The sequence below is a fragment of the Bradyrhizobium sp. B097 genome, assembly GCF_038957035.1.
GTDB lineage: Bacteria > Pseudomonadota > Alphaproteobacteria > Rhizobiales > Xanthobacteraceae > Bradyrhizobium.
Map to the genome: position 1 here is coordinate 4167859 of NZ_CP152412.1, position 20194 is coordinate 4188052.

Consider the following 20194-nt stretch of genomic DNA (forward strand, 5'->3'; position numbering starts at 1 on the left):
CATTTTCCGAGAAGGTTAGGCCCGCTTAGGCTGCGAGTCCAGAACAGCAAGTCCAGAACAGGGAGCAACGCATGCCGATCGGCACCGAATTGACGGCTCGTCTGGGCATCGCACATCCGATCCTGCTGGCGCCGATGGCGATGATCACGGGAAGCCGGCTGGTGATGGCGGTGAGCGACGCTGGTGGCCTCGGCATCCTAGGCGGAGGCTATGGAGATAAAGCCTGGCTCGAGGCGGAGACTGCGACGCTCAGGAGATATCACCGCCCGTTCGGAATCGGTTTCATCACCTGGAGCCTCGCCAGGCAGCCCGAGCTGATCGATATCGCACTGGAGGCGCGGCCGCGCGCGGTGATGCTGTCATTCGGCGATCCCGCGCCCTTCGCGGCCAAGATCAAGGCCGCGGGCGCGCTCCTGATCTGCCAGGTGCAAAGTGAGGAGATGGCGCAGCAAGCGCTCGATTGCGGCGCCGACATCCTGATTGCGCAGGGCACGGAGGCGGGCGGTCACGGTGCCTCGCGCACAACGCTCGACATCGTGCCTGCGGTCATCGATTTCGCGGCAGGGCGCGTCCCGGTCGTCGCAGCCGGCGGCATCGCGGATGGCCGCGGCCTCGCGGCGATGATGATGCTCGGCGCATCCGGCGTGCTGATGGGAACGCGCTTCTATGCCAGCGTCGAAGCCGACGCGCCCGAGCAGGCGAAGCAGCTGATCTGCGCCGCGAAGAGCGGCGAGACGGTACGCGGCGTGGTGATGGACTGGTCGCGCAAGCTGATGTGGCCGGCGCCTTTCACCGCGCGCTCGCTCGTCAACGATCATCTGCGCCGCTGGAGCGGTCGCGAGATCGAGCTGATGCAGCGCGCCGACGAGATCGCGGTGGAATATGCCGCCGCGAGGGAAGCGGCCAATTTCGATGTTGCCGCGGTGTTTGCCGGCGAGTCCGTCGGCCTGATCCATGATATCGTTCCCGCGGCCGAGATCGTCGGCCGCATCGTCGCCGAGGCCGAGCAGACGTTGCAGGGCCGGCGCAACTCTCTTTCCTCTTTGTCCTGAACAAGCGCGAGACAGACCATGTGGCCGGACCGTCGATTGATCGATCGTTTCAAGACCGAATTCCCGATCGTGCTGGCGCCGATGGCCGGCGTGATGGATGCGGAGCTCGTGATCGCGGTGGCGCAGGGCGGCGGGCTAGGCTCGCTGCCATGTGCGATGCTCTCGGCCGAAAAGGCGCGTGAGCAGGTCAACATCATCCGCCAGCGCGTATCCGCGCCGGTCAACCTCAACTTCTTCTGCCACAAGGCCGTCGACGCCGATCCGGCGCGCGAGGCGCAATGGCGGCAGCGGCTCGGGCCTTACTATCGCGAACACGGCCTCGATCCGGATGCGCTGATCAATGCGGCGAACCGTGCGCCGTTCGATGCGGCGTTCTGCGCAGTGGTCGAAGAGCTGAAGCCCGAGGTCGTCAGCTTCCATTTCGGCCTGCCGGAGCCAAAACTGTTGCAGCGGGTGAAGGCGGCGGGCGCCATCGTGATGTCGTCGGCGACGACAGTGAAGGAGGCGATCTGGCTCGAGGAGAACGGTGCCGACGTCGTCATCGCGCAGGGCGCCGACGCCGGCGGCCATCGCGCCATGTTCCTGACCGAGACCATTGCCGAGCAGCCTGGCACGTTCTCGCTGCTGCCGCAGGTGGTGGATGCGGTGAAGGTGCCGGTCGTCGCGGCCGGCGGCATCGCCGACGGACGCGGGATCGCGGCGGCCTTCGCGCTCGGCGCCTCCGCTGTGCAGATCGGCACCGCGTTCCTGCGCTGTCCGGAATCCAAGGTGAGCGCGGCGGGCCGCGTGGCGCTGGCGCAGGCGAGCGATGAATCGACCGTCATCACCAATGTGATGACCGGCCGCCCGGCGCGCGGGGTCGCCAACCGCGTGATGCGCGAGGTCGGCCCGATCTCGCCGGACGCGCCGGCGTTCCCGCACGCGGCGACCGCCCTCGGACCGCTGAAGGCGGCTGCCGAAAAACAGGGCAAGGTCGATTTCACTAACCTCTGGGCCGGGCAGGCGGTGCGGATGGGCAAGGAAATGCCGGCCGCCGAGTTGACCCGCGCGCTGGCGGGCGCCGCGTTGGCGCGGATGGGCAAGATGGCGGGCTGATTTCACCTCTGTCTGCGCAATTTCGGTGTTGCCCCCACTGCCGCCGCGGATATGCGGGTATCGAGAGGCGGCAGTTCACGTGTCGCATCACTTGGCCCACCACCTGGCGCAGGAGCACCACGGCATGATCACCTGTTATCTGCGATACGAAGTGCGTCCGGACAAGCTCGCCGAATTCGAGGCTTATGGTGCGATGTGGCTGGAGCTGGTGCCGAGGTTTGGCGGCACTCATCACGGCTATTTCCTGCCGTCCGAGGGAGCAAGCGACGTCGCGTTGGCGATCTTCAGCTTCCCGAGCCTTGCGGCCTACGAACAGTACCGCAAGGACTCAGCGCTCGATCCGGACGTTCAGAAGGCGATCGCCTTCGCGAGGGAGACGCGCTGCTTTGTCCGCTATGAGCGGTCGTTCTTTCGGCCGTTGCTGCCGAAGCCGGCCTAGCCGGCCATGGCAGGCCGGATCGCTCTGTCTCAGGCCTGACGCGCGGGCTCGCTCGGGTTGATCTCCAGGTGCTCGGTCGCGAGCCTGCGATAATGCGCGGCCATTTCCCTGTAATGCTGCCGGGAGATCGGATCCGTGGCGCTCTCGGCGCGGCGCTCGAACATCTCGGCCTTTTCCTGCAGAGCTTTCGCCTGGGACTTGGCCATCACTCGCCTCGCTCAGACCAGACAGGCCACGTAGAGGATCGCAATCCCCAGCACCGTGCCGATCGACCACAGGGCGGGATCCCAGCCCTCCGGCCGGGGACGGTTTTCCAGCGTTTGCATGACGCACTCCGAACTTTTTGATTTGGAGGGAGTAGGCGCCCTGAATGTTTCGGCACCACTTCGTGGCAGCGGCAAAGTGGTTTCGTCGCGGGCTTTTGCGGCCTGAATGCGGGCCAGAATGTCTCGCCGGGTGCCCGGCAGGGTGCCGAAGCCCCGGGGCCGGGGGATTCGCGCGGTTGCGGCGCAAAACCGGCCTCTGCTATACGGCGGGCTGACCTTTCAGCCTGACCTTTTGGATCTGGGGCCCTATATAATGTCCGTCGACGCCACAACCGTCCGCCGCATCGCGCATCTGGCGCGGATCGCGGTCAGCGACGCCGAAGTTCCCCATCTCCAGGGCGAGCTGAACGCGATGCTGGCCTTCGTGGAGCAGCTATCGGAGGTGAATGTCGACGGCGTCGAGCCGATGACCTCGGTGACGCCGATGGAGATGAAGAAGCGCGCCGACGTGGTCAATGACGGCGAGATCGCCGACGACATCGTCCGCAATGCGCCCGATACGACCAACCACTTCTTCCTGGTGCCGAAGGTGGTCGAGTAGTTCTCTGTTCTGGGACGGTCCCGATGTGTCTGCTCTGCGACGATGAGAAGGCCTACAAGGCCTATATGGATTTCCTCGATGCGATGGAGCGCAGGGGAAAGGTCGCCGATCCCAATGCGGCGATGGACGCGGTGCTCGACCATCTCGAGGCGCTCGACGCCGCCCGCGCCAAGGAGAATGCCCAGAGACATATGAGCCCCCGGCAGGACGACCCCGCCAACGACAAGACCCTGTCTCCGTTCTTCTGCAGCCCGATCAATAAATGACCGATTTGACATCGCTGACGATCGCCGAGGCCCGCGAGGGCCTGGCGAGCAAATCTTTCACCGCCCGCGAATTGACTAACGCGCATCTCGCCGCCATCGAAGCCGCGCGCGTGCTCAATGCCTATGTGCTCGAGACGCCGGACCGCGCCCGCGAGATGGCCAAGGCCGCCGACGAGAAAATTGCAAAGGGCGAGGGCGGGCCGCTGGCCGGCATTCCGCTCGGCATCAAGGATCTGTTCGCGACCCGCGATATCAGGACCACGGCGTGCTCGAAGATCCTCGGCAATTTCATTCCGCCCTACGAGTCGACGGTGACCTCGCAGCTCTGGCGCGACGGCGCGGTGCTGCTCGGCAAGCTCAACAATGACGAGTTCGCGATGGGCTCGTCGAACGAGACCTCGTGCTTCGGCCCGGTCACCAATCCGTGGCGGCGCGAAGGCTCCAACACCACGCTGGTGCCGGGCGGCTCGTCCGGCGGCTCGGCCTCGGCGGTGGCGGCACTGCTCTGCATGGGCGCGACCGCGACCGACACCGGCGGCTCGATCCGCCAGCCCGCGGCGTTCACCGCGACCGTCGGCATCAAGCCGACCTACGGCCGCTGCTCGCGCTGGGGCATCGTGGCGTTCGCATCCTCGCTCGACCAGGCCGGGCCGATCGCGCGCACGACGCGGGATGCTGCGATCCTGATGCGCTCGATGGCCGGTCACGATCCCAAGGACACCACGTCGGTCGACATCGCCGTGCCGGACTACGAGGCCGCGATCGGCAAGTCCGTGAAGGGCATGAAGATCGGCATCCCCAGGGAGTACCGGCTCGACGGCATGCCGGCCGAGATCGAGAAACTCTGGAGCGAGGGCGCGCAGTGGCTGAAGGCTGCCGGCGCCGAGCTTGTCGAGGTGTCGCTGCCGCACACCAAATACGCGCTGCCGGCCTATTACATCGTGGCGCCGGCGGAGGCCTCGTCGAACCTCGCGCGCTATGACGGCGTGCGCTACGGGCTGCGCGATCCGGCCAAGAACATCATCGAGATGTACGAGAACTCCCGCGCCGATGGGTTTGGCGACGAGGTGCGCCGCCGCGTGCTGATCGGCACCTACGTGCTCTCGGCCGGCTACTACGATGCCTATTATCTGCGTGCGCAGAAGGTGCGGACGCTGATCAAGAAGGATTTTGAGGACTGCTTCGCTAAGGGCGTGCATGCGATCCTGACGCCGGCGACGCCGTCGGCGGCATTCGGCATCGGCGAGAAGGGCGGCGCCGATCCGGTTGAGATGTATCTCAACGACATCTTCACGGTGACCGTGAACATGGCCGGCCTGCCGGGCATCGCCGTGCCCGCGGGCACGGACACGCAAGGCCTGCCGCTCGGCCTGCAACTGATCGGTCGTCCGTTCGACGAGGAGACGCTGTTCTCGCTCGGCGAGGTGATCGAGCAGGCGGCCGGCCGGTTCGCGGCGCCAAGATGGTGGTGAGCGATGGCGGATTTCCGCGCCAGTCTCGCTGACGCTGTGCCGGAGACGACTCTGGCGCCGCCGCTCGCCGCTTTGTGGTGGGCGGCGAAGGGCGATTGGAATCAGGCGCACCGTATCGTGCAGGACGAGAGCGACGCCAATTCGGCCTGGGTGCATGCCTATCTGCATCGCGTCGAGGGTGATCTCGGCAATGCCGGCTACTGGTATCGCCGGGCCGGCCAACCCGTCGCGAAAGATACCGTAGAGGCCGAGTGGGAGCGGATTGTTTCCACATTGTTGGCCTCGTGAGCGTGATGACGACACCGGTGCCAAGGCACCGCGAGCATTAACCCTGTTTCGGCCGCCATGCCGCCGCCCAGATTGGCCGTGATAGGCTGGTGGAACCGGGCGGGGGCCAGTGGCAAAGAGAGTATTCGTGCGTGGGTCGGGCATAGGGGGATGGCTGTCAGCGTTGCTGGTGGCTGCGGTGGCGGTGGGCCTGGCCGGCTGCGCAACCGTCTACAATCTCCCGGGCAATGTGCCGCTCGGCGCCGCGGCTGCCGACACCAACGGTGTCAGCGATATTCCGGCTTATGAAGACGATCTGCTGCTTGCGCTGTCGTTCTCCGGCGGCGGCACGCGCGCCGCGGCATTTTCCTTTGGCGTGCTCGAAGAGCTCGATCGGGTGCGCTCCAGCGCCGCCGGCACCAAGACGCTGCTCGACCGTGTCGACTTCGTCTCCGGCGTTTCCGGCGGATCGGTCACCGCGGCCTATTTCGGATTGAAGCGCCGTGCGGCGCTCGACGATTTCCGCGAACGCTTCCTGCTGCGCAATGCCGAGGAGGGGCTGAAGACCAGGATCTCGCTCGGCAATATCGGGCGCGCGCTGGGCGGCGGCGTCAACGACAGCCAGTTCACCGATTGGCTCGATCAAAATCTGTTCGACGGCGCGCGGTTCGAGGCATTGCCCGACGACCGCCGGCCGCGGGTGTGGATCAACGCCTCCGACATCTACAACCGCACGCCGTTCGTGTTCGGCAAGACGTCGTTCGATGCGCTGTGTAGCGACATCCGCTCCTATCGTGTCGCCGAAGCGGTGGCGGCGTCCGCCGCGGTACCGTTGGCCTTCGCCCCGATCGTGCTGCAAACCTATCCCGGCGGCTGCGCTGCGCCGCTGCCCTCCTGGCTCGATCGGGTGCGCAACGATCCGAACGCGCAGCCGCTGCTGCGCTCCTATGCCGAGGCCCAGGCGCGTTACCGCGACGGCTCGATGCGCTACGTCAAGCTGCTCGATGGCGGTCTCGTCGACAATTACGGCCTGTCGGGGCTGAGCATCGGCCTGCTTGCCGCGCAACGCCCTTACGAGCCGCTGAGTGAACGGCAGGCGGCCAAGCTCAGGCGCATCCTGTTCCTGGTGGTCGATGCCGGCCGCGGCATCTCCGGTGACTTCGTGCAGACGCTCGAAGGGCCGAGTGGTGTCGAGCTGGTGTCGGCGGCCGCCGACACCGCGATCGATGCCAGCGTGCGCTCGAGCTACGCTGCCTTCACGGCGCTCGCCAGCGACTGGTCCGGCAAGCTGAAGCATTGGCGCTGCGGCCTGTCGGCGGCGGATCGCACCAGGCTCGGCGTCGGCGCCGGCTGGAAGTGCGGCGACGTCGCGATCTATGTCGAGCGGCTCGGCTTCGACCGGCTCGGGCCGGAGCGCGCCGGCATCCTGAACGCCATCCCGACGCGGCTTTCGCTGCCGGCCGAGCAGGTCGACCAGCTGATCACGGGCGGCGCGGACGCGCTACGCTCAAGCAAGGCCTATCAGCAGTTCCGGCGCGGGCTCTGATCTCTGCCCAATGCGCCGGTACGGGCTGCAAGGGGACTGCAAGGGGATTGCAAGGCGGCTTGACTGGCGCGATCGGTTGCGCGAAGCCCAATCCATCCCAGATATTACTTGTCCGGAAACCGAGATCATGACCGCATCTGCTGCCCCTCACAAACTGATCAAGAGCGCCACCGGCGATTGGGAGGTCGTGATCGGCATGGAGGTCCATGCCCAGGTCACCTCGAACGCGAAGCTGTTCTCGGGCGCGTCGACCGCGTTCGGCGGCGAGCCCAACTCCCATGTCTCGCTGGTCGATGCCGCGATGCCGGGCATGCTGCCTGTGATCAACGAGGAGTGCGTCCGCCAGGCGGTGCGCACCGGTCTCGGGCTGAATGCGCAGGTCAACCTGCGCTCGGTGTTCGACCGCAAGAACTATTTCTATCCGGACTCGCCGCAGGGCTACCAGATCAGCCAGTACAAGTCGCCGATCGTCGGCGAGGGCGAAGTGGTGCTCGAGCTCGATGGCGGCCGCAGCGTCACGATCGGGATCGAGCGGCTGCATCTGGAACAGGACGCCGGCAAGTTGCTGCACGATCAGTCGCCGACGATGTCCTATGTCGACCTCAACCGCTGCGGCGTCGCGCTGATGGAGATCGTCTCCAAGCCTGACATCCGCGATGCCGAGCAGGCCAAGGCCTACGTCACCAAGCTGCGCTCGATCCTGCGCTACCTCGGCACCTGCGACGGCGACATGGAGAAGGGCAGCCTGCGCGCCGACGTCAACGTCTCGGTGCGCCGCCATGGCGAGACCACGCTCGGCACCCGCTGCGAAATCAAGAACATGAACTCGATCAACTTCATCGGCCAGGCGATCGAGTACGAGGCGCGGCGCCAGATCGAGATCATCGAGGACGGCGGCTCGATCGACCAGGAAACCCGGCTGTTCGACCCGAACAAGGGCGAGACGCGCTCGATGCGCTCCAAGGAAGAGGCGCACGACTACCGTTACTTCCCCGATCCCGATCTGCTGCCGCTCGAATTCAGCCAGGCCTTCGTCGACGAGCTCAAGGCGCAGCTGCCGGAACTGCCGGACGAGAAGAAGTCCCGTTTTATTACGGGCTTCGGCCTGTCGCCGTACGATGCGAGCGTGCTGGTCGCCGAGCGCGAGAGCGCGGAGTTCTACGAGACGGTGCTCGCTCGTCTCGCCGACAAGGCGCGCGACGGCAAGCTCGCCGCCAACTGGGTGATCAACGAGCTGTTCGGCCGTCTCAACAAGGAGGGCGTCGCGATCGCAGCCTCGCCTATGTCGGCGGAGCAACTCGCCGCGATCGTCGACCTGATCGGCGAGGGAGCGATTTCCGGCAAGATCGCCAAGGACTTGTTTGAGATCGTCTGGCGCGAGGGCGGCGATCCGCGCGCGCTCGTCGAGGCGCGCGGCATGAAGCAGGTCACCGACCTCGGCGCGATCGAGAAGGTGGTCGACGACATCATCGCGGCCAATCCTGACAAGGTCGAGCAGGCGAAGGCGAAGCCCGCAGCCCTTCAGTGGTTCGTCGGTCAGGTGATGAAGTCGTCGGGCGGCAAGGCGAACCCGAAGGCGGTCAACGAGCTCTTGAAGTCCAAGCTCGGCGTCTGAACGAACAGGACAATGATGTTGTCCTTGGCGTATGATCCAGTCGGATCATGCTCTCGCGCCGTCACCATCGGCGTCGTCGCGCGCGCGTGAACGCGGCGTGATCCTGCCTCACACCCTCCCTCGACGGTCGCACTGACGCCTTCCGCGCCGAATCGCCGAAGCTGCGATTCGTTCGCGAATCCGGTCCCGGTGACCTCAAACGAGGCAAAAGCGGTCTTACCCACGAAAATTTTTTCGTTGCCAAAAATTACGACTCGGCGTTCGCGACGCGCCGCTTTTCGTCACGGCTTGCGACTCAACGCAATGACGATCGCGCGTCGATCGCTCGAATGCGAATTCAAGAAATGCCTGCAATACAGGCGTTTCCTGCAACGTTGACAAATGCCGATGTCGGCCGTTGCTGCATTTCTTGCATCGTCGCGTCAACGCAATGCCGATTTGATCGGCGCCGCGCGCTGTGCGCACTGCCACCGCTGCGTCAACACTTCCTTAAGCGGGACACTGTTTTTTTCAGTCTGTTGGTGTATTCGGGAAGTAGTGCATATCGATTCCCGAGTGCACGCAGCGAGAGCCATCTCACATACTGGAGGGCAACATGGCTAAGAAGGCAAAGAAGGCGAAGAAGGCGAAGAAGGCGAAGAGCGCAGTGAAGAAGACTGCGAAGAAGACCCGCAAGGTCGCCAAGAAGAAGTAAGCCTCTCGCCTTGAGAGGATTGCCGGCGGCTTGATGCCGGCACGTCGCGAGAGCCAGCGGACGGACTGCTGAGAGGCACATCCCACCCCAAGGCTCTGGCTGACGAAAGAGGGTGTCGGCGAGACATCAGGTCAAACGGCTGGATCGAATTTCGGAGAGGGCAACCTTCCCAAAAGCGGTCCGGCAGAAGAAACAGAGATTTCTTCGTTCGGTGCGGAGCCCGCTTGGTTCCGCAATTTCACCGGCGACAATGCCGAGCTGAAATCTGGTCCTGACGTGTTCGCCGACCCCCTCGTTCCGGCGGCCCGCGCAGTCCGCGCCCCGGGCAACCATTTTCCCAATCCCAGTTCTGGATCGACGTTGGGCCTGACGGCCTCGCGTTGTTGTTGCGCGCTCGACCGTACCGCGCCTCCGCGGACCGTCCCGCCAGGCGTGCCAGCCCGCCGTCAACGCGTCGACTGATCACATGCGTCGGACCGGCCGGCGCCCGCAGCCATTGTCCGCGATGGTTATCGTAGTCCGAAGCACCAGGGTAAACCGGCGTTCACGAATACCCGGAAATGCCTGCGGCACAGGCACTTCTGCGATTCCGGGGAACGTGCCGGGCGGGCTCGATTTACATCCCGTTCATCGCGATACTTAAACCGCTCTTCAAATTTGATGGGCCATGATCATCCCAACAAGCCGGCAAACGGCGCGCGGTGATCCCCAGGGATCAGCGCGGCGCATGATCCCAGGATCAGCGCGGGGATAACAGGGCGTTTCAACAGTGGACGGGGGCCGCGCTCGGGGGAGGGCGGCCAACAACAAAAAGGGGAATGACGACAATGTTTCAGGGGGTCATCGATCAGGAAAGTGCTATCCCGGTTGTTGCGACTGCAATCCAGGACGTGCTGTTCGAGCGTGGTATGTATTGGGCGAGCGGCCGCTCCGGCGTGGTCAACCTCGTCGCGGCGCACAAATGGTTCAACCTGGCGGCGCTCAAGGGACGTACCGACGCGATCGCGCACCGCCGCGAAGTCGCCGAGCAGATGTCCGACGTCGAGATCGCTGCTGCCCAGCGCGAGGCCCGCGCCTGGATGACGACGCATTAAGCTTTCGTTTTGGAGCGTTTTCTTCACGCGAACCGGTAATCCACTTCGCTCGAAAACGCACAGCTCGAGCTGGGAGCCTCGGCTCCCTCGCTCCATCTAGAACCAGTATCGCGCTGCGTAGATCACACTCATCAGCGCTCCCGCGACGATGACGAACTGTCGGACGATGCGAGCCGGCAGGATCCGGATCAGGTGGCCTCCTGCATAGCCGCCGATCATGGCGCCGAGCAGCATCACAGAGGTCTCCGGCCACCGCACCGCTCCCTGCACGATGAAGATCAATGTGGCGGCGAGCGAGACGCAGGTCGCCAGCAGGTTCTTCAATGCCTTGACCGCCCTGATGTCGTTGGGTTCCGTGATCGAGAGCACCGCGGTCAAGATGACGCCGAGCCCGGCACCGAAGAACCCTCCATAGACGCACGCCAATCCGAGCATAGAACTGCTCGCGCCGGTCGAGGGCAGAGCCGCTGCCTTCTGGTGCCCGACGGTCCATGCTTGGATCTGCGATGCTTGGATCTGTGGCGCGAAGGCAAACAGCAGCGTTGCGAATGCGATCAGGGCCGGCACCGGCAGGACGAACAGCCGCTCGGGAAGCAGCAAAAGGACGCCGGCGCCGACTGCGCCGCCAAGCGTGGAGACGGCGACGAAGCTGATCATGCGCCGCGTCGGCGGCGGCAGCTTGCCGCGATCGGCGAGCGCCGCGATCAAATGCCCCGGCGAGATCGCCACCGCATTCGACGCATTGGCGATGACCGCCGGCAAGCCTGCGGCGAGCATCGCCGGAAACGTGATGAGCGTCGCGCCACCCGCCAATGCATTGATGATGCCTCCCGCGCCACCGGCTGCGAGCAGCAGAAAACTTGTTCCGGTATCCATCCTTCACCCCTTTGCAGGGTGAGCAGGCTAGCGGGCCGAGCGCCGGCCGGTCTGGAACGTCTGTGACGCCGCCTCAATCGCGCCAGTAAACGCCCGGTGTCGTGCCGAAGGTGCGGCGGAACAGGCGGGTGAGGTGGCTCTGGTCGGAGAAGCCCGCATCAGCCGCAACGGCTGCGATCGGCTCGCCGGCGCGCAGCAACTGGCGGGCAAGATTGAGCCGGGCGAGCAGGCGGAAGGCATGCGGCGCGACGCCGAGCTCGCGCCTCACCATGCGGCTGAACCCTTCGCGGCTTCGCCCGAAGCTGGCGGCAATCGCGCCGATCGGCTCGACGCTCTCCGTCAAGGCCGTGCCGAGCTTCGCCCTGTCGGAGCGCCCGGCCGGGCGGAACGGCTCGCGCGACAGCATGTCGTTGGCGATCTCGCTGATGTGCTCGGGCGATATCTCGTCGATGCTCCGCCAGCGGTCCCCCACATTGATGATCCGGAGCGACGGGCAGGCGCGGCTGGCCGGAACGTAGGCGTTCAGGCAGACCGTCTCCGCGCCCGGTGTTGTCATCGGTGCGTGCAGCATTCCCGCCGGGATCAGCGCGGCATGGCCCGCAGGCACCGTGACGGTCACGCCGTCGATGCGAAAGGCGCGCGATCCCGACAGCACCAGCACGATCTGGGTCTCGTCATGGAAGTGCGGTCTGAGGGAGAGCGAGCCGGCACCGCGCCACGACGCCAGCTCGACGATGTCGTCGTTGCCGGCGCGCCGGTAGGTCCAGGCATTGGTCATGGCGAAGCGGGTGATCACAGAAGCTCGAACCGGCAGGTGATCCCCGAACGTAGCACGGGGGTCACCGACCGTCATGGGAAGTCACCGCTGCGCGAGTGAAGCCATCGGTGAGGCCGTTCGCATCGTCGCGACGGCGATGAGGGCGGCGACGAGATTGGCGGCTGCGCTGATCGCCACCGGGATGAAATAGCTGTGGCTGACGTCGAACGCGAAGCCGGCGGCGCTCGGACCCAGCAGCGTGCCGACGGCGACGCTGGTGTAGAGGATGCCGATGATGCCGCCGACATTGCGGCCGCCGAAATGGTCGGTGACCACAGCGGGCAGGATCGCGACCCAGCCGCCATAGAACACGCCGAACAGCAGCGCGAAGACCGTGAGCGACCAGAAGCTGCCGGCGATCGCCCAGATCGCCAGCGAGACGGCCATGCCGAGATACATCGCAATCAGGAACGCATCGCGGCCGACCCGGTCGGCGATGCCGCCGAGGAAGAACCGGCCGGCGGTGCTGCCGACGCCGATCATCCCGAGCAGCAGCACGGCGAGCGTCGGCGCCACCTGATGGTCGACGGCAAAGGGCACCAGGTGCACGAAGGGCACGAACACCCCGAACGCGCTGATCAGGCAGGCCGCATAGAGCCCGGCGAAGCGGGCGGTCTTGACCGCGCCGCGGATCGAGACGCCTTGACGGAGCGGCGCGCCTGAAGCCGCTTCAAGCGGATCGCCATCCGGTCCGGTGCCATGGCGGCGCGGATCGTCGGCGATCAGGAGCGATGCGCCGATCCCGGCAACGACGGCGACGACGCCCAGCACGACATAGGCATCGCGCCAGCCGAGGCTCGTGATCAGCCAGGTCGCGAGCGGCGGCATCACCAGCGTCCCGACCCCGATCCCGCTGACGGCGAGGCCCGACGCAAAACCGCGCCGCCTGACGAACCAGCGCTGCACGGCGCCCAAGGTCGGAACATAGGCGCAACCGACGCCGGCTCCGATGCCGATGCTGTAGGCGGCATAGACCTGGAGGATGGTCTGCGCCTGTCCCGCCAGCACCATGCCGAGACCGACCAGCGCCATTCCAAGGACTGCAAGCCTGCGTGCGCCCCAGCGATCGGCAAGCGGGCCGGAGACGATGCCGAGGCCGAAATACAGGAAGCCCGCGAACGAGAACACCAGCGAGACCGAGCCGCGCGAGGCGCCGAACTCCCGCTGCAACGACCCGACAAAGGACGAGAACGTATAAGCGCTGCCGAAGCCGACGAAGGTCACGACGAAAGCTGCGGCGACGACATACCAGCCATAGAATGGCTTTGCTCTCTGATAGCCGGCGTGCATGACGGCGTTCCTCATGATCGTTCTCCCTGCGCTGCGCCGCTGCCTGCCTTGGCCGGTGGATAGAGCAGCATCTGCGTGCAGCGAAACAGCGCGATGGCCTTGCCCGTCGCTTCGCTGCGGATCTCGGCATCCCACACCTGGGTCGTGCGCCCGGCATGAACGAGGCGCGCCTCGCAGCTGACGCCGCCTTCGCGTGCGGCGCCGATGAAGTTCGTCTTCAACTCGCCGGTCGCGAAGCCGATTGCGCCGTCCGGCAAGGAGGCGAGGCAGCCGAAGCCGCACGCGGTATCCGCCAGCGCGACGATGCTTGCGCCGTGCAAGAGCCCGTGCGGCGAGAAGTGCTTCGCGGCAATCTCGAAGCGGCCGCGGATGAGGCCGCGTTCGGCTTCGAGCCATTGAAAGTCCAACAGGCCGGGCAGGCTGCCGGGTTGCGACGCGTTGATGCGGTCGACGCGTTGGCGGGTGTCGCTGCCAGCACCGATTTCGTGCAAAGCGAGTCTATTTGGCACCTCAGTCATGTCCTGTCCTGGCTCCATCAGGGAACCGGAAGCCGCTGTCGCGAGCCGTGACAAAAGATTAGAAAAACTAACTTTATTGGCCCGGATTGCTCTGCGTTGACGCGGCTCTCGGCATTACGATAGGCTGATTGAGCGCCGGGAAGGTCCCGTTGGCAAACCAGATTTGCTGCGCGATTGAGATTAGAAAATCTAAATCATGGAGAGTAGGCTTCCACCACTGAACGCGCTCAAGGTGTTCGAGTCCGCCGCCCGCCATCTCTCGGTGAAGCTCGCGGCCGAGGAGCTGTGCGTGACGCCGGGCGCGGTCAGCCAGATGCTCAAGACGCTGGAAGCCCATCTCGGCGTCAAGCTGTTCGAGCGGGTGCCGCGCGGCATCTATCTCACCGACGCTGGGCGCGACTATCTGCCGTCGATCCGCAATGCGTTTCGCCAGATCGCCGAGGCCTCGCGCCGCGTCGCTGCGTCGGTCGATGTCGGTACGCTGACGGTGAGCGTCACGCCGTTCTTTGCGTCGGCCTGGCTGGTGCCGCGCATGGCGTCGTTTCAGGGGACGCATCCCGAGATCGATCTTCAGATCGTCACCAGCAACACGCTGGTCGATTTCTCGCGCAGCGGCATCGACGTCGCGGTGCGCCACGGCCTCGGCCGCTATCCGGGGCTGCGCAGCGACCGCGTCGTCACGGTCGAGATGGTGGCGGTCGCCTCGCCGTCGCTGGTTGCGCGTCTCGGGCGGCCGGCATCTCCCACAGATCTCGCGGGCTGGCCGCAGGTGCATGATGCCGATCGCAAAGGGTGGAGCCTGTGGTTTCAGGCCAACGGCATCGCGGAGGTGCGCACGCCGCGCGGCGCTTCGTTCGACGACAGCGGTCTGCTGCTGAAGGCCGTGCTGACCGGGCAGGGCGCAGGCCTGCTGCCGGCGGCGATGGTTACGAATGAGATCGAGAGCGGCGAACTGATCCAGCTGCTCGCGACCGCGCATCTGGAGGAGTTCGCGTATTATCTCGTCTGCCCTGACAACCGGCAGGGGCTTCCGAAGATCGCGGCGTTCAGGGAATGGATATTGGGGCCGGTGGCCCAGTCGGCGCTTGGGGACCGCTAGCTATCTCGCCGCCGTGCTCTATCGATAGAACGCGTTCGGCGGCACGCCAAAATGCTTGCGGAACATCGCGGTGAAGGCGCTCTGGCTGGCATAGCCGGCATCGAGCGCGACATCGACCACCCGCGCGCCGCGCGCGAGGCGTTCCAGCGCGAACAGCAGGCGGGCCTGCTGACGCCACTCGCCGAACGTCATGCCGGTTTCGCGGGCGAACAGACGATGGATCGTCTTCGACGTCAGCTTCAGCCGGCGCGCCCACTGCTCGGCGGTGGAGGCGTCGTCCGGGGCGGGCCACCAGCGCCGCGCAGATCCGCGCCAGCCTTTCGTCGCGCGGCATCGGCAGATGCAGCGGCAGCACATCGATTTCGCGCAGCTGGTCGAGCAGCACGCGCATCAGGCGCTCGTCGGACGTCGCGGGCGCATAGTCCAGCGGCACACCCATCGCGGCGACGAACAATTCGCGCAGCAGCGGCGAGACCGTGAACACACAGCTGGTCTGCGGCAGATTGGGGGCCGCGTCGCTGTCCACGAACACGGTGCGGATCTTGACCGCGCCGCACATCCGGACCTCGTGCGCGAGACCGGCCACCAGCCACACGGCGCGATTGGGCGGCACCACCCAGGTGCCCTCGGCGCAGCGCACGATCATCACGCCTTCGATCGCATAGAGCAGCTGGCCGCGCGGATGCGCATGCAGGCCGGTCGATGTGCCGCTCGGATAGTCGATCTCCATCGCCGCCATCGGTCGCGCCGTGGCGTGATAATCGAGGTGCCGTGTGATCAGCTCGTCCAACACGTCGTTAGTCTCGCATGTCCCAATCTCGCTAGGTGAGGTCATTCTAGCGCGAGACGGACTCATGCGCGACAGGTAGTTGCTGGTGTGTCCTTCACCAACGCGCTGCCGGATCATGCTCAAGAAGAATGCTGCACTTCTCTATCCCTTCGTTGCCATCGTGCTGTGGGCCGGCAACGTCATTGTCTCGCGTCTGTCGGCGCACACGATCGGTCCGCAGGCGATCACCTTCTATCGCCTGCTGGTCGCGGTGCTGATGATGTCGCCATTCGTGGCGCGCGCCGCCTGGCGCAATCGCCGCGCGATCTGGCCGCATCTCGGGCCGCTCGCGATCCTCGGCTTCCTTGCGATGTGCCTGTTCCAGAGCCTGTCATATCTCGCGGCCGAGACCACGACTGCGACCAACATGGCCGTGTTCACCGCGCTGACGCCGCTGCTCACGGTCGCGCTCAGCGCCGCGCTGCTCGGCGAGCAGCCGACGCTTGGCATGGTCTGCGGCGCGCCGCTGTCGTTCGCAGGCCTCGTCTATCTCGTCAGCGGCGGCGAATTGTCGTCGCTGTTGCAGACCGGCGTGCATCCGGGCGATGCACTGATGCTGCTGGCCGCGATCGCCTACGCGCTGTACGGCGTACTGTTGAAGCGATGGAGTTTGCCGATCACCGGGTGGCAATCGACCTACATGCAGGCGTTGTGCGCGCTGGCCGTGATGTTTCCCGCGTTCCTCGCGACGCCGGCGCCGCTGCGCCAGGTCAACGCCGAGACCTGGCCGTTGATCGTCTATGCCGGCGCGCTGGCCTCGGTGGTGCTGCCGTTCCTGTGGATCCGCGGGGTCGCGCAGCTCGGCCCGAACCGCTGCGCGGTCTTCATGAACCTGCTGCCGGTACTGACGGCCGCGGCCGCGATCGTGATGCTGGGCGAGCCGGTCAGGACGTTTCACGTCATTGGCGGCGGCCTCGCGCTGCTCGGCGTTGCCTGCGCGCTGGCGTTTCCGCGGCCGCTGTTGACCGCACACAATCCGCGATGACGTGCGACTTACGGATCGGCGATCTCGCGGTTTTGATCACATGTGAAAGGTCGGGGCAGAATAGAACGCCGCGGTCGGCGGTCACTTGTTCGGTGAAACGGAGTGATCGCCATGCGTGTTGCCTTGGTCTTGACGTTGCCTCTTGTGATACTGTGGGGTGCGGTTGCCGACGCGGCCACTGCGCATCACCGGCGCGTGCGACAGCACCTCATCATCCGTCCGAGCGAAGAGGTGGTCGTACCTGGCGGGTACAGATATCCCGGCTTCGGCCCAATCCCGCCAGGCGAGAACCGCAATCTCGATCCATCCACCCGCGGCAGTGGCTGACATCGGTCAGCGCCGCAGCTCCATCACGTCGATCACGCCGCCAACGCCGCGTTTCGGTGGCGACGTGATCGTTCCAGGGCTGCAGCCGCGTGCCTGAGTGACCCGCCTCACATCACTCCCGGAGCCGTTCTGCGAGTGTCTCGGCCAAGGCGATGCAATGGTGCGTCGGCCCAATTGTGGAGGAGGGTAAATCATGCGTGCAATTTCACTGAGCTTCGCCGTCGCAACTGCGATTGCTCTGTTCACGTTCGGTCAGTCGGCTTCCGCCGCCCCCGTCGGGGCCGTTGTGAAGGCGTGCGACAGAACTGCCGGATGCAACTATACCCTGAACAAGGCTGGCGACCTGTCGGGCTGTTCCTCGAAGGTCTGCTTCTACTGCCCGAACAACAGCAAGCGGCAGTGCTTCCCGGTGCAGTAAGCAGCCAGGGGCTCGCTTCCAGCGGGCCCCTTTGCTTCTCGGGGACCGAGCTACGCTGCGCCGGTGACCAGCTTGTGCTGAGGTCTCTCGGTGGCACGCATTTCGAGCGTGGCGATGGTTCCCTTGAGATTGTCGTGCCGCTCATGGAGCGACCTTGCCAAGATCGGGTACCTTGGGTTCGATCGGTCATAAATTCCCGCGCGGGCTTCTTCGGTCGCGATGTCGACTTCGATCTGCTGGCAGGCCAGGACAAGATCGGACAGCATCTTCCTGACCGTCGACTCTCGTCCGGTGCTTGGGCGAGCTGTCTCAAAACGATGATGCATGTTCATGTGCGTGCTCCGAATGTTCGAGTTCGGTACACCGGGACAGCTGGCGCCGAACTATTCACGGATACATCGCAAGTCGCCTGCCAGGAGCGGGTCCGTAAGAATACGGCGCGAGCGGTCTCGCGCGGGAGCGCCACCGGGTAGCGACAGTCTGATGGGTCTCGCAGGCTATTCTCGGCGCCAAGCCGGAATGCAGGCGCTGAGCGCGACCCGCCTGTAGTCTCGAGCGGCGTTCTGATCTCCGGATTCTTCCGCAAACCTGACCGCTGCTTCCATGTCCTGCGAGGCAGACGCGCTATCGCAGAACAGGCTGTGAATTTCAGCCCGGTATCGATATGCCCTGTAGTTCATCGGGTTGTACTGAAGCGCCAGGGTGTAGTTGGTTTGCTCCTCAGCGGCGCCTCGGCGCGCTTCATCCGATTGACTGTCGATGTTGGCCAGGCGATTGAGCGCCTGGAGTGTTCCGAGCTCCGTGTACCGTTGAGACATCGCGCCGAAACTTGCAGGAAGTGCTTCGGCCGAAGCAGCAGGCTGCTTTGCCGCGCTCTGTGCGCGTTCAATTTCGATCTTCTTGTATTTGATGGCGTTGTCGTAGTCGCGCAGGCTTTGGAAGGTGCTCGATATTTCGCTGTTGATCGGCGCGATGTAGGCAGTCGACAGTCGTCGATCGCTCAGCAGGTTGAGGCAAGCCTGTATCTTTACCTGCGCGGGCAAGACATCGCGACATTCCTTGTCAACCACACGACGCGCGTCCCGCGAGTGCACGGTCGGCGGCGTCTGAGCAGCAGGCAGGACAATAGCCAGTGCGAAGCAGACCGCTAACCTGAGACCGCGACTCGGGCTATCCATCTTATTTCTTTGCCTTCAGCCCGATCTCGACCAGCCGGCGGATACTTCGTGCGGGCTTCATGATGATTTGATGCCAAATAATCAAGCCGAGGGGAAGCTGCGACTTCCACCTCGGCTCTCACCCTCATCCGGCTCCGTGGCTACGCCAAGCCTCAAGGCTCGATCATCGATCGCATAGCGGCTGACGCGTTTCATTGATGGGCTCAAAAGTGAGGCCGTTCGTGACTGGGATCGACCGAACGGCCTCAGCCGGCCCGCGGTACCAAAATGGAAGAATGGGCCGGCTGTCGAGCTACGGCGTCGCCGGATAGATGGTTTCGCCAGCCAATTGACGTCGCGACCGTCCGCCCCTTCGACCTGTTGGGTCAGATCACCTTTGCTTCCTTGGTGATGGCGGCAATTGAGGGACCCGATTTTCGAACGATTGAAGCAAACTGTTGATCAGAGACCTTGAGGCGCTTCCTCAATATTTTGACCTGGACCTTGTCGCGCAGATCCAGCGAATTGCGAAAATAGATCTGCCTGCGTTTGTTCATGGGAGCTTGGCTCGCAAAGGACACGTTGCTCGCGATGTTGCGACATTGCGTCGACATCGATCGGTCGACGAGGGGACCGGTTGCCCTCGCGAGCGGGCCGTCGCCGCCTACGCAACGCCGGGCCAAGGGCAACGTTCCCTGAACGACGAGGCCGCTTGCTATGAGTGCGCGGGCTCGGTTTGACGACAGGTCGTCAAGACGAACGCTGCCTTGCTACATTGCCAATCGCTGCCAAGCGCAGCGCTCGAGACGGGCCGTGGGGCGGCAACGATTGCCAGCACGACAACCATGCAAGCCAGCGAAGTTGCGATGACGAGCCTGCCTGCCTTGGACGAGAAGCGCTGCCGTAACCAGGGAGCCAAATCGGCGGATCGGCGAAGCTGGGCGTTACGCAAAACCTGGTCGATATCCTGGAATTGAATGCCACTATCCTGCTGCATGGCCTTACTCCGGAAACATTCAGGTGATGAAAAACTAGGGGGATGTTGCGCGCGGTTTGTTTCGCGCTCGCTTCAACGCACCGGAAATGATGTTTCGTTCACGCGGAGGTGACTACCGGTTCAAGCCAGGGGGCTTTGGCGGCTGGCGAACCATGGAATCGGTTGGGTCGGCTATCAGCGGCAGCCGATCTGCGGACGCCGTCCCCGGTCGTCCTGGTCAAGATCCGAAAGGCTGGCTGGCGGAGACTGACGTGTGATAGTAGATCGCAGCGGCCGTCCAGCCCGGCTACTGGGGTGTGGCAGCAAGGCTGCCGAATGTGCCCGGAAGCCAAAAGCTGATGCCGCTCTCGTCTGCCGAGGCAATCGTTGGGTGCCGACACAATGGCCGTGAATGCAATCGCGGCAAACGCTCTCGTCATTCTCATGGTAGCCCCACCCGATGCCACGAGCCTCGCTCAGTTGCGAGCACCGAAT

At 64.8% G+C, this 20194-nt stretch carries 23 protein-coding genes and 1 pseudogene; 13 read left to right on the forward strand and 11 right to left on the reverse strand.

Going from position 1 to position 20194, the window contains the following annotated elements:
• Positions 1-71: 71 nt before the first annotated feature.
• The 3 genes from AAFG07_RS19560 to AAFG07_RS19570 all read left to right on the forward strand — a co-directional run bounded on the left by AAFG07_RS19560 (position 72) and on the right by AAFG07_RS19570 (position 2586).
• Complete coding sequence (locus AAFG07_RS19560; protein WP_342728672.1) at positions 72-1052, forward strand: nitronate monooxygenase; 981 nt, start codon at positions 72-74, stop codon at positions 1050-1052.
• Positions 1053-1070: 18 nt separating this feature from the next.
• Complete coding sequence (locus AAFG07_RS19565) at positions 1071-2147, forward strand: nitronate monooxygenase family protein (RefSeq protein ID WP_342728673.1); 1077 nt, start codon at positions 1071-1073, stop codon at positions 2145-2147.
• Positions 2148-2271: 124 nt separating this feature from the next.
• Positions 2272-2586, forward strand: a complete 315-nt coding sequence (locus AAFG07_RS19570; protein ID WP_342728674.1) for an NIPSNAP family protein — start codon at positions 2272-2274, stop codon at positions 2584-2586.
• A gap of 29 nt (positions 2587-2615) precedes the next feature.
• On the opposite strand, the gene AAFG07_RS19575 is transcribed toward AAFG07_RS19570, so the two are convergent.
• Positions 2616-2792, reverse strand: a complete 177-nt coding sequence (locus AAFG07_RS19575; RefSeq protein WP_342728675.1) for a hypothetical protein — start codon at positions 2790-2792, stop codon at positions 2616-2618.
• A 373-nt stretch (positions 2793-3165) separates the two neighbouring features.
• On the opposite strand from AAFG07_RS19575, the gene gatC reads away from it, so the two are divergent.
• From gatC to AAFG07_RS19610, 7 genes are all read left to right on the forward strand, one after another.
• A complete protein-coding gene (gatC, locus tag AAFG07_RS19580; RefSeq protein ID WP_207829947.1) occupies positions 3166-3453 on the forward strand; it encodes an Asp-tRNA(Asn)/Glu-tRNA(Gln) amidotransferase subunit GatC in 288 nt (95 codons plus the stop codon).
• Positions 3454-3476: 23 nt separating this feature from the next.
• Positions 3477-3719, forward strand: a complete 243-nt coding sequence (locus AAFG07_RS19585) for a hypothetical protein (protein WP_342728676.1) — start codon at positions 3477-3479, stop codon at positions 3717-3719.
• Positions 3716-5191 (forward strand): Asp-tRNA(Asn)/Glu-tRNA(Gln) amidotransferase subunit GatA, encoded by a 1476-nt coding sequence (gene gatA / locus AAFG07_RS19590; protein WP_342728677.1) that lies wholly within the window; start codon positions 3716-3718, stop codon positions 5189-5191. The genes AAFG07_RS19585 and gatA overlap by 4 nt, the downstream gene beginning before the upstream one ends.
• Positions 5192-5194: 3 nt before the next feature.
• Complete coding sequence (locus AAFG07_RS19595; protein ID WP_342728678.1) at positions 5195-5479, forward strand: hypothetical protein; 285 nt, start codon at positions 5195-5197, stop codon at positions 5477-5479.
• 163 nt (positions 5480-5642) lie between these two features.
• Positions 5643-7004 (forward strand): patatin-like phospholipase family protein, encoded by a 1362-nt coding sequence (locus AAFG07_RS19600; protein ID WP_342729192.1) that lies wholly within the window; start codon positions 5643-5645, stop codon positions 7002-7004.
• A 127-nt stretch (positions 7005-7131) separates the two neighbouring features.
• The gene (gene gatB / locus AAFG07_RS19605) at positions 7132-8619 is read left to right on the forward strand and encodes an Asp-tRNA(Asn)/Glu-tRNA(Gln) amidotransferase subunit GatB (RefSeq protein WP_342728679.1); all 1488 of its coding nucleotides are present in this window, start codon (positions 7132-7134) and stop codon (positions 8617-8619) included.
• A 1521-nt stretch (positions 8620-10140) separates the two neighbouring features.
• A complete protein-coding gene (locus AAFG07_RS19610) occupies positions 10141-10407 on the forward strand; it encodes a hypothetical protein (protein ID WP_342728680.1) in 267 nt (88 codons plus the stop codon).
• A gap of 96 nt (positions 10408-10503) precedes the next feature.
• Here the strand turns inward: AAFG07_RS19610 and AAFG07_RS19615 are convergent, their stop codons facing one another.
• The 4 genes from AAFG07_RS19615 to AAFG07_RS19630 form a co-directional block, all read right to left on the reverse strand.
• Positions 10504-11283 carry a sulfite exporter TauE/SafE family protein gene (locus AAFG07_RS19615; RefSeq protein WP_342728681.1) on the reverse strand — a complete coding sequence of 260 codons (780 nt, stop codon included), beginning with the start codon at positions 11281-11283 and terminating at the stop codon, positions 10504-10506.
• 73 nt (positions 11284-11356) lie between these two features.
• Positions 11357-12136: a helix-turn-helix domain-containing protein gene (locus tag AAFG07_RS19620; RefSeq protein ID WP_342728682.1), complete on the reverse strand. Its 780-nt coding sequence runs from the start codon at positions 12134-12136 to the stop codon at positions 11357-11359.
• A gap of 6 nt (positions 12137-12142) precedes the next feature.
• Positions 12143-13405, reverse strand: coding sequence for an MFS transporter (locus AAFG07_RS19625; protein ID WP_342728683.1), 1263 nt, complete (start codon positions 13403-13405; stop codon positions 12143-12145).
• Positions 13402-13962, reverse strand: a complete 561-nt coding sequence (locus tag AAFG07_RS19630; RefSeq protein ID WP_342728684.1) for a PaaI family thioesterase — start codon at positions 13960-13962, stop codon at positions 13402-13404. Before AAFG07_RS19630 ends, AAFG07_RS19625 begins: the two co-directional genes overlap by 4 nt.
• Before the next feature lie 142 nt (positions 13963-14104).
• On the opposite strand from AAFG07_RS19630, the gene gcvA reads away from it, so the two are divergent.
• The gene (gene gcvA / locus AAFG07_RS19635; RefSeq protein WP_342728685.1) at positions 14105-15007 is read left to right on the forward strand and encodes a transcriptional regulator GcvA; all 903 of its coding nucleotides are present in this window, start codon (positions 14105-14107) and stop codon (positions 15005-15007) included.
• On the opposite strand, the gene AAFG07_RS19640 is transcribed toward gcvA, so the two are convergent.
• Positions 14955-15797 carry an AraC family ligand binding domain-containing protein gene (locus tag AAFG07_RS19640; RefSeq protein ID WP_342728686.1) on the reverse strand — a complete coding sequence of 281 codons (843 nt, stop codon included), beginning with the start codon at positions 15795-15797 and terminating at the stop codon, positions 14955-14957. The two genes, gcvA and AAFG07_RS19640, sit on opposite strands and share 53 nt — an antisense overlap.
• A 115-nt stretch (positions 15798-15912) precedes the next feature.
• Between AAFG07_RS19640 and AAFG07_RS19645 the strand changes: the two genes are divergently transcribed.
• Both AAFG07_RS19645 and AAFG07_RS19650 read left to right on the forward strand, forming a co-directional pair.
• Positions 15913-16821, forward strand: a complete 909-nt coding sequence (locus AAFG07_RS19645; RefSeq protein ID WP_342728687.1) for a DMT family transporter — start codon at positions 15913-15915, stop codon at positions 16819-16821.
• A gap of 520 nt (positions 16822-17341) precedes the next feature.
• Complete coding sequence (locus AAFG07_RS19650) at positions 17342-17566, forward strand: hypothetical protein (RefSeq protein WP_342728688.1); 225 nt, start codon at positions 17342-17344, stop codon at positions 17564-17566.
• A gap of 50 nt (positions 17567-17616) precedes the next feature.
• Here the strand turns inward: AAFG07_RS19650 and AAFG07_RS19655 are convergent, their stop codons facing one another.
• The 5 genes and pseudogenes from AAFG07_RS19655 to AAFG07_RS19675 form a co-directional block, all read right to left on the reverse strand.
• Positions 17617-17898 carry a hypothetical protein gene (locus tag AAFG07_RS19655; protein WP_342728689.1) on the reverse strand — a complete coding sequence of 94 codons (282 nt, stop codon included), beginning with the start codon at positions 17896-17898 and terminating at the stop codon, positions 17617-17619.
• A gap of 165 nt (positions 17899-18063) precedes the next feature.
• On the reverse strand, positions 18064-18636 hold the full coding sequence (locus tag AAFG07_RS19660) for a hypothetical protein (RefSeq protein ID WP_342728690.1): 573 nt from the start codon (positions 18634-18636) through the stop codon (positions 18064-18066).
• 473 nt (positions 18637-19109) lie between these two features.
• Positions 19110-19280, reverse strand: a complete 171-nt coding sequence (locus AAFG07_RS19665; protein WP_342728691.1) for a DUF3606 domain-containing protein — start codon at positions 19278-19280, stop codon at positions 19110-19112.
• Between the two features lie 158 nt (positions 19281-19438).
• Entirely contained in the window at positions 19439-19720 is a 282-nt protein-coding gene (locus tag AAFG07_RS19670; RefSeq protein ID WP_342728692.1) for a hypothetical protein, read from the reverse strand.
• A gap of 289 nt (positions 19721-20009) precedes the next feature.
• Positions 20010-20139, reverse strand: a pseudogene (locus tag AAFG07_RS19675) (phenol degradation protein meta); the annotation flags it as partial.
• Between the last annotated feature and the right edge of the window lie 55 nt (positions 20140-20194).

What these genes read in the sequence shown, in the direction of transcription:
- AAFG07_RS19595 (WP_342728678.1), top strand. Translation starts at nt 5,195, where the DNA reads ATGGCGGATTTCCGCGCCAGTCTCGCTGACGCTGTGCCGGAGACGACT.
- AAFG07_RS19610 (WP_342728680.1), top strand. Translation starts at nt 10,141, where the DNA reads ATGTTTCAGGGGGTCATCGATCAGGAAAGTGCTATCCCGGTTGTTGCG.
- AAFG07_RS19575 (WP_342728675.1), bottom strand. Translation starts at nt 2,792, where the DNA reads ATGGCCAAGTCCCAGGCGAAAGCTCTGCAGGAAAAGGCCGAGATGTTC.
- AAFG07_RS19620 (WP_342728682.1), bottom strand. Translation starts at nt 12,136, where the DNA reads ATGACGGTCGGTGACCCCCGTGCTACGTTCGGGGATCACCTGCCGGTT.
- AAFG07_RS19670 (WP_342728692.1), bottom strand. Translation starts at nt 19,720, where the DNA reads ATGCAGCAGGATAGTGGCATTCAATTCCAGGATATCGACCAGGTTTTG.
- gatC (WP_207829947.1), top strand. Translation starts at nt 3,166, where the DNA reads ATGTCCGTCGACGCCACAACCGTCCGCCGCATCGCGCATCTGGCGCGG.
- AAFG07_RS19645 (WP_342728687.1), top strand. Translation starts at nt 15,913, where the DNA reads ATGCTCAAGAAGAATGCTGCACTTCTCTATCCCTTCGTTGCCATCGTG.
- AAFG07_RS19625 (WP_342728683.1), bottom strand. Translation starts at nt 13,405, where the DNA reads ATGAGGAACGCCGTCATGCACGCCGGCTATCAGAGAGCAAAGCCATTC.
- AAFG07_RS19570 (WP_342728674.1), top strand. Translation starts at nt 2,272, where the DNA reads ATGATCACCTGTTATCTGCGATACGAAGTGCGTCCGGACAAGCTCGCC.
- gatA (WP_342728677.1), top strand. Translation starts at nt 3,716, where the DNA reads ATGACCGATTTGACATCGCTGACGATCGCCGAGGCCCGCGAGGGCCTG.
- AAFG07_RS19615 (WP_342728681.1), bottom strand. Translation starts at nt 11,283, where the DNA reads ATGGATACCGGAACAAGTTTTCTGCTGCTCGCAGCCGGTGGCGCGGGA.
- AAFG07_RS19560 (WP_342728672.1), top strand. Translation starts at nt 72, where the DNA reads ATGCCGATCGGCACCGAATTGACGGCTCGTCTGGGCATCGCACATCCG.
- gcvA (WP_342728685.1), top strand. Translation starts at nt 14,105, where the DNA reads ATGGAGAGTAGGCTTCCACCACTGAACGCGCTCAAGGTGTTCGAGTCC.
- gatB (WP_342728679.1), top strand. Translation starts at nt 7,132, where the DNA reads ATGACCGCATCTGCTGCCCCTCACAAACTGATCAAGAGCGCCACCGGC.
- AAFG07_RS19655 (WP_342728689.1), bottom strand. Translation starts at nt 17,898, where the DNA reads ATGAACATGCATCATCGTTTTGAGACAGCTCGCCCAAGCACCGGACGA.
- AAFG07_RS19585 (WP_342728676.1), top strand. Translation starts at nt 3,477, where the DNA reads ATGTGTCTGCTCTGCGACGATGAGAAGGCCTACAAGGCCTATATGGAT.
- AAFG07_RS19565 (WP_342728673.1), top strand. Translation starts at nt 1,071, where the DNA reads ATGTGGCCGGACCGTCGATTGATCGATCGTTTCAAGACCGAATTCCCG.
- AAFG07_RS19650 (WP_342728688.1), top strand. Translation starts at nt 17,342, where the DNA reads ATGCGTGCAATTTCACTGAGCTTCGCCGTCGCAACTGCGATTGCTCTG.
- AAFG07_RS19665 (WP_342728691.1), bottom strand. Translation starts at nt 19,280, where the DNA reads ATGAACAAACGCAGGCAGATCTATTTTCGCAATTCGCTGGATCTGCGC.